Genomic DNA, 13,215 nt, shown 5'->3' with positions numbered 1-13,215 from the left:
CGGCGGGCGCCGTACGGCACGGCGGCCCGCCGCGGGCGATCACCGCGGGCCCGCCTCAGGCGATCGCGGCGGGACCGCCGCGCGGCGCTACTGCTCGGCCGGGCGGCGGCCCTCCTTGTTGAGCTTGGCGAGGTACTCGTTGTAGTCGTCGAGCTCGGAGTCGCCGGTGGTGACGTCGTCGGGCGCGGCGACGGCCAGCGCCTTCTCGGCGCGCCGGTCGCGGTTGCGGGCCTGGCGCTGGTCGTCGCGGGCCCACTGGTAGACCAGGGCGACGATCACCAGCAGGGTCGGGATCTCGCCGAACCCCCAGGCGATCGCCCCGCCCGTCTTCTGGTCGTCCAGGCCGGAGGCGCCCCAGGCGCGGCCGAGCTGGTCGTACCACCGGGAGGCGATGACCCCGCCCATGCTCATCACGGCGATGCCGAAGAAGGCGTGGAACGGCATCGTGACGAACAGCGTGAGCAGCTTGGCGATGAACGGGATCCGGTGCGGGCTCGGGTCCACCCCGATCAGCACCCAGAAGAACAGCGACCCGCTCAGCAGGAAGTGCGTCGACATCACCAGATGACCCACGTGCTCCTCCATCGCCCCCTCGAACAGGGGCGTGAAGTAGAGGGCGTAGGTGCTCACGACGAACACGGAGGTGGCGACGATCGGGTGGGCGATCACCTTCACGGCCCGGCTGTGCAGGATCGCGGTGATCCACTCGCGCGGGCCGCGGTCGCCGCGCCGGGCGGCGGGCCTGATCGCGCGCAGGGCCAGGGTGACCGGCGCGCCGAGCACCAGGAAGATCGGCACGAGCATGGACAGCACCATGTGCTCGGCCATGTGCACGCTGAACAGCACCTTGGCGTAGCGCCCCACGCCGCTCTGGGTGGCGATGACCAGGATCAGCAGCCCGATGAACCAGGAGATCGTACGGCCCCAGGGCCAGCGGTCGCCGCGGCGCCTCAGCCGGGCCACGCCCACGGCGTACAGCGCGCCGAGCACGACGGCGACGGTGGCGAAGAACAGGTCGAACCACCACAGCGTGATCAGCCGCCCGACGGTCAGCTCCGGCGGCAGCTCGTAGCCGAGCAGTTCGAAGGCGGCGCTCGGGGACAGCGGGATGTCCGGCGGCTCGGTCCGCGCGAGGGCGACGGCGACGCCGACCGTGGCGGCCATCAGCAGCGTCTCGCCCGCGGCCAGCCTGGCGAAGGCGCGGGGGCGGCCCTGCGCGAGGCGCGGCAGGGTGCGCTCGCGGTGGAAGTGGCCGACCAGGCCCAGCACGCCGAACAGCACGATCTTGGCCAGCGCGAGCCGGCCGTAGTCGGTGGTCACGAGCGCGTCGGGCGACTCGAGCCGGGCGATGATCGAGAACAGGCCGCTGACGCCGACGCCGATGAAGCACCAGAACGCCATCCGCGAGAACCGCTCGCCGACGACGTCGAGCTGCGGCGCGGACCGCCAGGCGTGGTAGCAGGCGACCAGCAGGCCGCCGACCCACAGCGCCAGCGTGACCATGTGCAGCGCGACGCCGGTCGTGGCCAGGCCGTGGTTGGGCGAGGAGGAGGAGTGCCCGGTCAGGGGCGGGGGCAGCAGCGTGACGAGCGAGGCGACGAGCAGCCCCCCGGCCATGCCCGCGGTGATCGCGCCGCGCGCGAACATGGCCACGGCCAGCGCGAACAGCACGACGAGGGTGAGCCCGACGCCCTGCGAGGCCGTGGTCGCCGTGTTGCGCAGCTCTTCGGCGGACAACTGCGTGACGGGCTCGCCGAGGATCTCGGACGTGGTGAAGACCAGGGTGAGGGCCGCGGCCCCGGCCCAGGCGGCGGCGCTCCAGGAGGCCGCCATGGTGTACGCCTGGGCGGAGCGGCCGAGCAGGCCCTTGTCGGACGGCAGGAGCGCCGCGGCCGTGAGGAGCAGGCCCACGGTGAGCACGGCCAGCGCGTTCATGGCCAGCCGGGTCACGGGCAGGCCCCAGTGGGTGAGCGGCCCGGGGTCGGGCAGCCCGGGGATCAGCGTCGGGGTGGCCTCACCGCCGGCGTAGAAGGCGATCACGAAGCCGGCCGTGGCGGCGAGCACGCCGCCGGCGACCAGCTTCGGGACCTTCATGTCAGGCACGGGGATCCTTCTTCTTGCGGAAGCTGAAGAGCAGGCCGAGGCCGACTCCGGCCACCAGGCCCGCGCCGACCCACCACCAGGTCAGGCCGCTGCCCGCGGAGGACTTCCCGGCGGCGGGCGTCGCCGTCGCCGTCGGGGCGGGAGCGGGGGTGGAGGCGGGGGCGGAGGGGGCGGCGCTGGGGGCCTGGGAGTCCTCGGGGGTGGGCGAGGCGGCCGGGCTCGCGGAGTCCGAGGACCCCGGCAGCGGCCCGCCGGCGATGCCCATCACGGTGAACGGGATCACGCCCTCGATGGGGTGGCCGTCCGACGAGACCACCCGGTAGGCGATCTTGTACTTGCCCGGCGGGAGCGCGCCGTTGAGCGCCTGGGTGACCGTCTCCTTGTCCGTCTCCGCCGGACCGCTCTCGAAGCGCTTGCCGTCGGCGTCGCTGACGATCACAGTCGGCAGCCGGACGGTGTTGCTGAAGACCAGCTCGACCTTCTCGACCTTCTCGACGGAGGCGTCCTTCGCGGGGTTGCTGCTCTTGAGGCGGTCGTGCGCCAGAGCGGTCCCGGTGCCGAGGACGAAGGTGGTGAGCAGGATGAACACGGCGACGACGCCGGCGCGCAGAGATCTCATGGGTCCAATGGGAGTCGGCGGATTCGGGGCACCCCCAAGGCTACCCACGCCAGAGGGCGCCCCTGTCGTGTGCCTCGAACTCGGCGGACAGGGCCGCCCGGTCCTCCGCCGTGAACGGCCGGTAACCCTCGCCGCGGCCCGGCCGCCACCAGATCGCGCCGGCGAGCCCCGCCTCGCGCAGGGGCCTCTTGTCCACCTTGTTGCTCGCGGTCAGCGGCATCGCGTCCACGATCCGCACGAACCTCGGCGCCCACTTGGTGCCCAGGTCCGGCTGCTCGGCCAGGAAGGCGGCGAACGCCGCCGGGTCGAACGCCCCTCCGCGCAGCTCCAGGGCGGCCATGACCTGGTCCCCGGTGCGCGGGTCCGGCACCGCGTACACCGCCGCCATCACCACCGGGGCGTGCCGCGCCAGGATGCGCTCGACCGGCGCGGCCGCGAAGTTCTCGCCGTCCACCCGCAGCCGGTCCGCGTCGCGCCCGGCGAAGTAGAAGTACCCGGCCTCGTCCCGGTAGCCCAGGTCCCCGCTCCAGTACCACCCGTCGCGCAGCCGTACGGCCTCCGCCTCGGGGTTCTTGTAGTAACCCTCGAACGCCGAGGCGACGTTGCGCCCGACGATCTCGCCGATGGCCTCCCCCGGGTTGAGCAGCGCGCCGTTCGCGTCGAACACGGCGCGCGGGCACTCCTTGCCGGTCTCGGGGTCGATGATCGCCACGTCCTGCCCGGCGCGGGGCAGCCCGAGGGCCTGCGGCGGCGTCCCGGGGGCCTTGTTCATGGCGATGGTCCCCTCGCTGGAGCCGTACCCCTCGATGATCCGGCAGCCGAAGCGCCGCTCGAACTCGGCCATGTCGCGCGCGCTCGCCTCGGTGCCGAACCCCCGGACCAGCGGGTTGTCCCGGTCGTCGGGCAGCTCGGGCGTCGCGAGCACGTAGGCCAGCGCCCGGCCCACGTAGCTGAAGAACGTGGCCCCGTGGCGGCGCACGTCCGGCAGGAACCCCGAGGCCGAGAACCGGCGGCGCAGCGCGATCGCCGCCCCGGCCCGCAGCGCAGGGGCCACGCACACCATCACCGAGTTGCCGTGGAACAGCGGCATCGACACGTAGACCACGTCGTCCCGGGTGATCCCGAACAGGTTCCCGGCGGTCTCCGCGATCGCCGCCAGCCGCCCGTGGGTGCAGATCACCGCCTTCGGCGCGCCCGTGGACCCCGAGGTGAAGGTCAGCATCAGCGTGTCCCCGGGCCCCGGCGCCTCCCCGTCCGCGCCGTACGGCGTGAGCCCGCCCGGGTCCCCCGCGACGGGCCGGTCCCGCACGGCCGGGCCGTACGCCCCGGGCGAGTCCGGCGGCGGGGACGCCAGGCCGGGGACGGTCACGACGCGCGAGGCGGGGACGCCGATGTCGAGGCCGTCGAGCAGGCGCGCGCCGACGACGTCGGTGACGATCAGGCCGCAGTCGGTGTGGCGGATGTCGCGGGCCAGCTCCTCCCCGCGCCGGGTGGGGTTGACGCCGACGAGGACGGCCCCGGACAGCGCGGCGGCGCCCAGCCAGAACAGGTACTCCGGTGTGTTGTCGAGCAGCACGCCGATGTGGAACGGCCGCCCGGCCGGGCGCAGCTCGCGCGCGAGACGCGCCCGGCGGCGGCATTGGGCGACCACCTCGGCCCAGGTGTACCGCTCGTCCTCGAACAACAACCCCGTGCGGTCGTCGCCGTCGCGGGCGAGCAGCAACTCCGAGATCGTCCCCATGCCCCCAGCAAACCAAGCAACCGCTTGGCCATCAAGGGGCGGAGACGATCAGCGATCAGCGGGCGGTCACAGCCCGACGCAGGCCAGTGCCCGCTGGTACGACTCGGTGCTCGCGGTGTGGTCGCGCATGAGGTCGAGCGTCTCGGCCAGGTCCAGCCAGGCCTGGGCGCACGGCCGGGAGGGCGGGACGTCCCGGAGCACGCCGCCCGCGTTGGCCGCGGCCTCGGCCGCCAGCTCGCCCTTGCCCAGCATCAGCAGCGCGCGGGCCATGACGATGTAGGCGTCGGCCCGGATCACCGGCGCGATCGCGTCGGCGCGCTCGACCGCCTTCTGCGCCGACCGCAGCGCGTGCTCGGGCTCGCCCACGGCCAGCTCCGCCTTGGCCAGTTCGACGGAGCAGCGGGCCCGGGTGGCGGCGCTCGCCGAGGTCTCCGCGAGCTCGCGCTCCACCCCCGCCAGCACGTCGCGGGCCCGCTCGGGCTCGTCGGGACGCACCCGCAGCAGCAGCTTGCCGTACGCCTGCCGGAGCCGGGCCAGGTTGCGCACCTCGCCGGTCTCGGCCTGGAGCGCCAGCGCGCGCTCGGCCAGCGCGATGATCCTCTCGCCGCCGGCCGGGTCCTCGTCCAGCGTGGCGGCGTTCCAGCAGGCGGCGACGCGGGCCCGGTGCGTGCCCAGCTCCTCGGCGGCCTCCAGGAGCTGCCCGACGAGCTGCATCGTGCGGAGCTGGTCGCCCCGCTTGTGGTAGACGCTGGCCAGCGTGGCGCCCAGCTCGACGAGCGGGTCGCTCCAGCCGCCGGCCAGTTCGACCGCCATGGCGTGCTCGCCGGCGCGCACGCCCTCGGTCAGGTCGCCGGCCTCGCGGCGGCACCGGCACAGCGCCACCGCGATGCGCATGCGGCGCTCCGCCTCGGCGCCGTCCACGCGCTGCGGCGGCTGCGCGGGCTCGTCCCCGGCCGCGGCCCGGCCGTAGTAGGCGTCGAACTGCCGCTGCAGCCGCTCGATCGCGCCGCGCAGGTCGCCGCACGCCTCCAGGGCGAGCGCGTAGCCGTACTCGGCCTGCTCCAGGAGATCGGGCAGGCCGCCCAGCATGTCGTCGTCCAGCAGTTCGGCGAAACGGCGCCGCGCCTCTTCGACCTCGCCGTTCTCCAGCGTGAGCGAGGCGTAACGCAGAGCGAGCTGGAGATCGGAAAGCTGTTCGGACGTGACACCGTTCACCAAATAACTGACAGAGCAATCCAGTTTTTCGGCTAACAGTTCGAGAACCGCCGGGGTCGGTGTGCGTTTACCGCTTTCGATCAGTGATACATAGCTGTCCGAAAGCTCGGGGTGCGCCAGCCCTGCCTGCGACAATCCACGCTGGCGACGCATCGTTTTGATTCGCTGACCTACGAGATCTTGACCGGACACTCTCGCCTCTTGATGATTGAGCTGACCCAGCGACCAGCAAAGGAGTAAAGATGCGCCGTCGCTTTAGGCTCGCCGCCCTGACCGTGTTCGTGTCGGCTGTTCTGGCCGTCGGGCTCAATGTTACGGCCATGGGCGCTTCCGTGTCCGCCAGTGGAGCCCCGGTGACCAGCTACGAGGACTGCTGCTAGAATCACGCGGCCCTGACGGGGCCCGTCAGGCGATCGGCCCCAGCGGGTGAGCGGGCGAACACCATCCGGGAAACGCGAGCACGACCTGGAGTAAGGCGAGGGACTCCGGAATCCGGCTCGCACGTCCACCCTTCCGAGCCCCCTGCCGCCCGCGGCGACCGGTCCCCGCGGGCTCCGTCCGGTCTCCCGGCCCCCGTTCCCCGGGGTCCGCGAGCCGGGGTCCGCGAACCGGGGCGCGATCCGGGCCGCGATCCAGCCGGACCACGGCGGCCGCCGCGCGACCGGGCGGGACGCGCGCCCGCCCCGCCCCGGCGGCGCCGCCCGGGGGCGGTGACGAGGGACCCCGATCCGGGACCAGGGAATGGCCGGCCCCACGGGACGGAGCGGTCCGTTTCGAATGACGCGGAAATAACGTTTTTTCGCTACATCGCGCGCAGAGCTAGAAAAAGGTCGACACGATCCGCTAACGTGCCCAGGTCCCTTCCTGTCAGCTCCTCGATCCGGTGCACGCGGTATCTCAGCGTGTTCACGTGAATATGCAGCCGCGCGGCGCAGACGTTCCAGGAACCGGAGCAGTCGAGGAACGCCTCCAGGGTGCGCACGAGATCCGACTGGTGTTCGCGGTCGTACCGGATCACCGGCTCCAGCAGCCGGGCGGCGAACGACCTGCGCACGTCCTGCGGCACCGTGGCCAGCAGCAGCGCGTGCGTGTAGATCTCGTCGCCGGTGACCACCCCGCCGCCGCGCGACTCGGCCAGCCGGCGGGCGTGCCCGGCCTCCTCGACGCAGCCGCGCAGCCCCGCGCCGCCGGTCGCCCGGGTGCTCACGCCCACGCAGAGCCCGGCCAGGGCCAGCCGCTCGGCCCCCTCGCGCAGGCGTTCGGCGACGCCCGGCCCGCCGAGCACGGCCACCGCCTCGTCGGCCCCCACCGCCGCGGGCACGTCGAGGAGTTCCTCCAGCGCCTGCCCGGCCAGCCTGGCCTCCCCGCCGGCCACCGCCGCCGAGACCGCGACGTACGGCTCCGCCGGGTCGAGCCCGCAGGCCTGGAGCCGGGCGGCCAGCTCGCCGGGCTCCGCCCGGACCGCCGCGACCAGGAGCTGCTCGACGAGGCGGCGTTCGACCCGGCGGCCCTCCTCGCGCCGGGCCCGTTCGAGCGCGGCGCAGTCGGCCAGCTCGTATCCGGTGCTCACGGCGGGCTCCCGGGTCAGGTCGCCGGCGCAGGCCACGAACCAGCCCAGGTCCCGGTGCACGCCGCGCGCCCCCACCTCGAAGAGGGTGTACGGCCCCCGCGAGAGGTGCGGCATCCGCCCGGCCGCGCGGAACTCGCGCGCCAGCCGTACGGCCTCGGCCTCGTCCAGGGAGCCGGCGACGACGGCGCCGGTGGCGGAGGCGACGACCGCGGCGGAGACGCCCAGCTCGGTGGAGACGAGCGTGAGCAGTTCGGCGAGGCCGGCGCCCCCGGCGACGGCGGAGACCAGGCGGCGGTGGCGGCCGAGGGCGAGGGCGCCGGTCAGCCGGGCGCCGACCCAGCTCGCGACCGAGCCGAACGAGACCTCGACGGGCACCGCGAACAGCGGCAGCCCCTGGTCGCGGCACGCCTCGACCACGTCGTCGGGGACGCCGCCGAACCAGGCCTGGCCCGCGCCCAGCGCCGTCACGCCCGCCCGCACCAGCAGTCCGACGAAGCGGCCGGCGTCCTCGGGGTCCTGCCGCCACATGAGCCCGGAGAGCACGAGCTCGTCCCGCGTCAGGTAGCGGCTGGGGTCGGGCAGGTCGGTGGTCAGCACGCCGACGACCGGGCGGTCGAGGTGCTCCTCCCCGGTCAGCAGGCGCAGGCCCAGCCCGGGGGCGTCGATGAGATCACGCAGCAGCACGGGACCAGCGTAATTGGATGAACCTACAAATTTCGCTCACCTGATCCGGAGGATGTTCGGAAGATCGTCCCGTATGAAGAGCACAGGGGCGTTGCTCTACTTGTCCCACGATTCGGGGGTCCTGCGCACCGGGAGACACGCATGACCGAGATCCGTCCCGCAGTCCATCCCGTCGACCAGCGGCTGCCCGCGCCCCAGCTCGGCGCGCTCGGCCTCCAGCACGTGCTCGCGATGTACGCCGGGGCGGTCGCCGTGCCCCTGATCGTGGGCGGGGCCATGCGGCTGCCGCCCGCCGACATGGCGTACCTGATCAACGCCGACCTGCTGATCTCCGGTGTCGCCACGCTGATCCAGTGCGTGGGGGTCTGGAGGTTCGGGGTGCGGCTGCCGCTGATGCAGGGGTGCACGTTCGCCGCCGTCGCCCCGATGACCCTCATCGCGACGACCGGCGGCGGGCTGCCCGCGATCTACGGCGCCGTCATCGTCTCGGGCCTGTTCGTCGTGGCGGTCGCGCCGTACTTCAGCCGGCTGCTGCGCTTCTTCCCGCCCCTCGTCACCGGCACGATCATCACGATCATCGGGGTGTCGCTGATGCCGGTCGCGGCGCGGTGGGCCGGGGGCGGCGCGGGGTCCCCCTCGTTCGGGGAGCCGCGCAACCTCGCGCTGGCGGGCGGCGTGCTGCTGCTGGTGATCTGCGTGTACCGGTTCGCGCCGGGGTTCCTGTCGCGGATCGCCGTGCTGATCGGCATCGTCGCCGGCACGCTGGTGTCGATCCCGTTCGGGTTCACCGACTTCTCGGCGGTGGCCGGGGCCGGGGTGTTCGGGATCAGCACGCCGTTCCACTTCGGGACGCCGACGTTCGAGGTGGCCGCGATCATCTCGATGATCATCGTGATGCTGGTGTCGATGACCGAGACCACCGGGGACATCGTCGCCGTCGCCGAGATCACCGAGTCGGAGGTGAGTCCCCGCAGGCTGGCCGACGGGCTGCGCGCCGACGGGCTGTCCACCGCGCTGGGCGGCGTCTTCAACACCTTCCCCTACACGGCCTTCGCGCAGAACGTGGGCCTGGTCGGGCTGACCGGGGTGCGCAGCCGCTGGGTGGTCGCGGCGGCGGGCGGGATCCTGGTGCTGCTCGGCCTGTTCCCCGTGCTCGGCGCGGTCGTCGCGGCGGTCCCCCAGCCGGTGCTGGGCGGGGCCGGGCTGGCCATGTTCGGCACGGTCGCCGCCAGCGGGATCAGGACGCTGTCCAAGGTGGACTTCACCCACAACCAGAACCTGCTGATCGTGGCGCTGTCCCTGGGCGTCGGCCTGATCCCGGTCGGCGTGCCGGAGATCTACGACGGGTTCCCCACGTGGTTCCAGATCATCATGCACAGCGGCATCTCGGCCGGGTCGATCACCGTGGTGCTGCTGAACCTGCTGTTCAACCACCTGGGGGCCGCGCGGCTCAGCGGCGGTGCGGGACGAACTCCCGGCTCTTCGTCCTGACGCCCTCCTTGATGACGCCCCACAGGTCCTGGTCGCCCTTGAGCAGCGCCTCGGCGGTGTCCTTCATCTGGCTGTAGTCCGCGTGCGGCGGGATCGGCGGGACGTCGGCGTTCGTGCGGACGTCCAGGACGACCGGGCGGCCGGCCGCGAGGGCGCGGTCCCAGGCGGGGCCGACGTCCTCCGGCCGGTCCACGGCGATGCCCTCCAGCCCGATCGACTCGGCGAAGGCCGCGTACGACACCTCCGGCAGGTCCTGGGTGGCCGGGACGCGGGGCGAGCCGCCCAGGGCGCGCAACTCCCAGGTGACCTGGTTCAGGTCGTTGTTGTGCAGCACCATCACGATGAGCCGGGGGTCGGCCCAGTCCTTCCAGTACCGCTTGACCGTGAGCATCTCGGCCAGGCCGTTCATCTGCATCGCGCCGTCGCCCATCATCGAGAAGACCGGGCGGTCCGGGTTGGCGATCTTGGCCCCGATGGCGTACGGCACGCCCGCGCCCATGCTGGCCAGCGTGCCGGACAGCGAGCCGCGCATGCCCAGGCGGAACCTGAGCTGGCGGGCGTACCAGTCGGCGACGGACCCGGAGTCGGCGGTGACGATCGCGTTGTGCGGCAGCCGCCTGGACAGCTCGTGGAAGACCAGCAGCGGGTTGACGGGGTCGGCCTTGACCTTGGCCTGCATCTCCATCGTCTCCCACCAGCGGGCGACGCCCGCCTCGATGGTCTTGCGCCACTTGCCGTGCTTCTTGCGCTTGAGCTGCGGGATCAGCTCCTGGAGCGTGGCCGCCGCGTCCCCGACCAGGTTGACCTCGGTGGGGTAGCGCATGCCGATGTTGCGCGCGTCCACGTCGATCTGCACGGCCCGCGCCTTGCCGAACTCGGGGTAGTGGTCGGCGTAGGGGAAGCTGGAGCCGACGATGACCAGGGTGTCGCAGTCCCGCATCATCTCCCAGGACGGGCGCGTGCCCAGCAGGCCGATCGAGCCGGTGACGTACGGCAGGTCGTCGGGCAGCACGTCCTTGCCGAGCAGCGCCTTGGCGACGCCGCCGGCGGTGACCTCGGCCAGCGTGGTCACCTCGGGCGCGGCGTCCCGGGCGCCCTGCCCGATGAGGATCGCGACCCGGTCCCCCGCGTTGATCAGGGCGGCGGCGCGGGCGATCTCCGCGCTGGGCGCGGTGGTGATCGGGCGGACGTAGCCGGGCACGCTCGACGGCACGCTCTTCTGGGTGTGGGGCGGCGGGGAGTACGCCTCCTCCTGCAGGTCGGAGGGGACGATGACGGCGGTCGGGCAGCGGTTGGACAGCGCCGTGCGGATGGCGCGGTCGAGCAGGTTCGGGAACTGCTCGGGGACCATCGCGGTCTGCACGAACTCCGAGCACACGTCCTTGAAGAGCGCGTGCAGGTCCACCTCCTGCTGGTAGCTGCCGCCGATGGTGGAGCGGGCGGCCTGGCCCACGATCGCGACGACCGGGACCCGGTCGAGCTTGGCGTCGTAGAGCCCGTTGAGCAGGTGGATCGCGCCGGGGCCGCTGGTGGCCATGCAGACGCCGACCCGGCCGCCGAACTTGGCGTAACCCACGGCCTCGAACGCGCCCATCTCCTCGTGCCGCGGCTGGATCACCGCGGGGCCCTTCGATCCGCCGAGCGAGGAGACCAGGGCGTTGATGCCGTCGCCGGGGTAGCAGAAGACGTGCTCCACACCCCACTGACGGAGCCGGTGCAGGATGAAGTCGGCGACGGTCTGTGCCATTGTCATGCCTCCCGAGATCTGGCCTGCCCTCCCTCTAACCACCTCGTCTCCCCTTAAAAGGGATGCACCGGACTTTGGGCTTTCCCGGCGAACTCCTGACCGCGCTCGGGCCGGACCGGAGCCGCCCCACCTGGGCGTACGGCGAGCGCGGCCGGGTCCGGGCGGTCGCGGGCGGGAGCGGGCGCGCACGGCGGGAACGCGGCGCGAACGGCGGGAACGCGGCGGGCGGAGGGATCGGCGGAGGGGCGGGAGGCATGGCGGGCGCGGCCGGGGGCATAGGAAGCGGACGAGAACCGATCGCGTTCCGGGGGCGTCATGAAGGACGAGGAAATCCTCGCGCAGATCCGCGAGCTGGTCGACGAGGAGCACGCGCTGCGCGAGCGGCGGGCCAGGGGCGAGCTGTCCGGCCCGGAGGAGAAGGCCCGCGTCACACAGCTTGAGATGGCCCTCGACCAGGCCTGGGACCTGCTGCGGCGGCGGCGCGCGCGGCAGAACGCCGGAGAGGACCCCGACGACGCCACGGCGCGTTCGGTCGGCGAGGTGGAGAACTACCTCCAGTAGGCTGGCCGTCAGTAATCGCAGGAGCTGCCCCCCGGCGTCCGTCGTGGGGGGTTTCCCGTGCTCGACCGGTACTTCTCGCTGTCCGCGCGCGGCACGACCGTGGCCCGGGAGGTGCGCGGCGGGATCACCACGTTCGTCGCGATGGCGTACATCATCCTGCTGAACCCGATCATCCTGGCCGGAGCGACCGACGTCACCGGGGCCAAGCTCGACCTCAGCCAGCTCACCACCGTCACCGCCCTGGCCGCCGCGGTCTCCACGCTGATCATGGCGCTGGCGGGCAACCTGCCGCTGGCGATGGCGGCGGGGCTCGGCATGAACGCGGTCGTGGCCTACCAGGCCGCCCCGGTGATGACGTGGCCGCAGGCGATGGGCCTGGTCGTGCTGGAGGGCGTGGTGATCGTCCTGCTGGCGGTGAGCGGCCTGCGCGCGGTGATCATGAACTCGATCCCGCTGGCCCTCAAGCACGCCATCAGCGTCGGCATCGGGCTCTTCATCGCGCTCATCGGCTTCGTGGACGCGAACTTCGTGACCAAGGGCACGGGCACGCCGCTCGCCCTGGGCTCGGGCGGGCGCATCGCCGGGTGGCCGGTCGTGGTGTTCGCCCTGGGCCTGCTCCTGATGATCTGCCTCTACGCCCGGAGGGTGCCGGGCGCGATCCTGATCAGCATCATCGTCACCACGGTCCTCGCGATCGTCGTGGAGGCCGCGGCCCCCGTCCCCGACGAGTCCTGGGGCACGGTCCGCCCCCGGCTCCCCGAGAGCCTCTGGTCGCCGCCGGACTTCGGGCTGGTGGGCGCGGTGGACCTGTTCGGCGGCTTCGCCCGCGCGGGCGTGATCACCGCCGTGGTCGTCCTGTTCACGCTGGTGCTGTCCGGCTTCTTCGACGCGATGGGCACGATCATCGGCGTGAGCGACGAGGCGGGCCTCGTGGACCAGCGCGGCCAGGTCCCCCGCATGGGCCGGGTCCTGGTCGCCGACGGCCTCGGCGGGGTCATCGGGGGCGGGGTCAGCGCCTCGGCGAGCACCGTCTTCGTCGAGTCCGCCGCGGGCGTCGGCGAAGGCGCCAGGACCGGCCTGGCCGGCGTCGTGACCGGCCTCCTCCTGGCCGCCACGCTCCTGTTCACCCCGCTGGCCGCCGTAGTCCCCGCCGCCGCGGCCGCCCCCGCCCTGGTCCTGGTGGGCGCCCTCATGATGGCCCAGGCCCGCAACATCCCCTGGGCCGAGCTGGACCTGGCGATCCCCGCCTTCCTGACCATCGTGATCATGCCCTACACCTACTCGATCACCAACGGCGTCGGCGCCGGCGTCCTCACCTACACCCTCATCAAGGCCGCCCGGGGCCGCTTCCACGAGATCCCGGTCCTCCTCTGGGCCATCAGCGCGGTCTTCGTCGCCTTCTTCGCCATCGCCGGCATCGAGGCCCTCTTCACCTGACCCGGCGCCGGGACGCCCCGGCCGTACGCCCCGGGCCGCGCGCCCGT

At 73.0% G+C, this 13,215-nt stretch carries 9 protein-coding genes; 3 read left to right on the top strand and 6 right to left on the bottom strand.

Translation table 11 applies throughout. The features are described 5' to 3' along the window. Positions 1 to 87 precede the first annotated feature (87 nt). The 5 genes from D5H75_RS13550 to D5H75_RS13530 all read right to left on the bottom strand — a co-directional run bounded on the left by D5H75_RS13550 (position 88) and on the right by D5H75_RS13530 (position 7,932). Positions 88 to 2,094 carry a bifunctional copper resistance protein CopD/cytochrome c oxidase assembly protein gene (locus tag D5H75_RS13550; protein ID WP_119926791.1) on the bottom strand — a complete coding sequence of 669 codons (2,007 nt, stop codon included), beginning with the start codon at positions 2,092 to 2,094 and terminating at the stop codon, positions 88 to 90. A 1-nt stretch (position 2,095) separates the two neighbouring features. Then, positions 2,096 to 2,722, bottom strand: coding sequence for a copper resistance CopC family protein (locus tag D5H75_RS13545; RefSeq protein ID WP_119926790.1), 627 nt, complete (start codon positions 2,720 to 2,722; stop codon positions 2,096 to 2,098). A gap of 40 nt (positions 2,723 to 2,762) precedes the next feature. Continuing rightward, a complete protein-coding gene (locus D5H75_RS13540) occupies positions 2,763 to 4,463 on the bottom strand; it encodes an AMP-binding protein (protein WP_119926789.1) in 1,701 nt (566 codons plus the stop codon). A gap of 66 nt (positions 4,464 to 4,529) precedes the next feature. Beyond that, positions 4,530 to 5,870 (bottom strand): helix-turn-helix domain-containing protein, encoded by a 1,341-nt coding sequence (locus tag D5H75_RS13535; protein WP_119926788.1) that lies wholly within the window; start codon positions 5,868 to 5,870, stop codon positions 4,530 to 4,532. A 610-nt stretch (positions 5,871 to 6,480) separates the two neighbouring features. Continuing rightward, the gene (locus tag D5H75_RS13530; RefSeq protein WP_119926787.1) at positions 6,481 to 7,932 is read right to left on the bottom strand and encodes a PucR family transcriptional regulator; all 1,452 of its coding nucleotides are present in this window, start codon (positions 7,930 to 7,932) and stop codon (positions 6,481 to 6,483) included. 141 nt (positions 7,933 to 8,073) lie between these two features. Between D5H75_RS13530 and D5H75_RS13525 the strand changes: the two genes are divergently transcribed. Continuing rightward, a complete protein-coding gene (locus D5H75_RS13525; protein ID WP_119926786.1) occupies positions 8,074 to 9,423 on the top strand; it encodes a nucleobase:cation symporter-2 family protein in 1,350 nt (449 codons plus the stop codon). Here the strand turns inward: D5H75_RS13525 and D5H75_RS13520 are convergent. Then, the gene (locus tag D5H75_RS13520; protein WP_119926785.1) at positions 9,383 to 11,170 is read right to left on the bottom strand and encodes a thiamine pyrophosphate-requiring protein; all 1,788 of its coding nucleotides are present in this window, start codon (positions 11,168 to 11,170) and stop codon (positions 9,383 to 9,385) included. The genes D5H75_RS13525 and D5H75_RS13520 overlap by 41 nt on opposite strands. A gap of 315 nt (positions 11,171 to 11,485) precedes the next feature. Between D5H75_RS13520 and D5H75_RS13510 the strand changes: the two genes are divergently transcribed. Together D5H75_RS13510 and D5H75_RS13505 are read left to right on the top strand one after the other, a co-directional pair. Further along, positions 11,486 to 11,731, top strand: a complete 246-nt coding sequence (locus D5H75_RS13510) for a DUF2630 family protein (RefSeq protein WP_119926783.1) — start codon at positions 11,486 to 11,488, stop codon at positions 11,729 to 11,731. A gap of 57 nt (positions 11,732 to 11,788) precedes the next feature. After that, the gene (locus D5H75_RS13505; RefSeq protein WP_119926782.1) at positions 11,789 to 13,168 is read left to right on the top strand and encodes an NCS2 family permease; all 1,380 of its coding nucleotides are present in this window, start codon (positions 11,789 to 11,791) and stop codon (positions 13,166 to 13,168) included. The last annotated feature ends 47 nt before the right edge of the window (positions 13,169 to 13,215 follow it).

Origin of the sequence: Bailinhaonella thermotolerans (assembly GCF_003594875.1) — a bacterium.
GTDB classification, from domain to species: Bacteria; Actinomycetota; Actinomycetes; order Streptosporangiales; family Streptosporangiaceae; genus Bailinhaonella; species Bailinhaonella thermotolerans.
This window is presented reverse-complemented; position numbering and strand designations above follow the sequence as displayed.

Bases quoted from the DNA above. Each gene is read 5' to 3' on its own strand.
- D5H75_RS13550 (WP_119926791.1), bottom strand. From the start codon at position 2,094: ATGAAGGTCCCGAAGCTGGTCGCCGGCGGCGTGCTCGCCGCCACGGCC.
- D5H75_RS13545 (WP_119926790.1), bottom strand. From the start codon at position 2,722: ATGAGATCTCTGCGCGCCGGCGTCGTCGCCGTGTTCATCCTGCTCACC.
- D5H75_RS13540 (WP_119926789.1), bottom strand. From the start codon at position 4,463: ATGGGGACGATCTCGGAGTTGCTGCTCGCCCGCGACGGCGACGACCGC.
- D5H75_RS13525 (WP_119926786.1), top strand. From the start codon at position 8,074: ATGACCGAGATCCGTCCCGCAGTCCATCCCGTCGACCAGCGGCTGCCC.
- D5H75_RS13520 (WP_119926785.1), bottom strand. From the start codon at position 11,170: ATGGCACAGACCGTCGCCGACTTCATCCTGCACCGGCTCCGTCAGTGG.
- D5H75_RS13510 (WP_119926783.1), top strand. From the start codon at position 11,486: ATGAAGGACGAGGAAATCCTCGCGCAGATCCGCGAGCTGGTCGACGAG.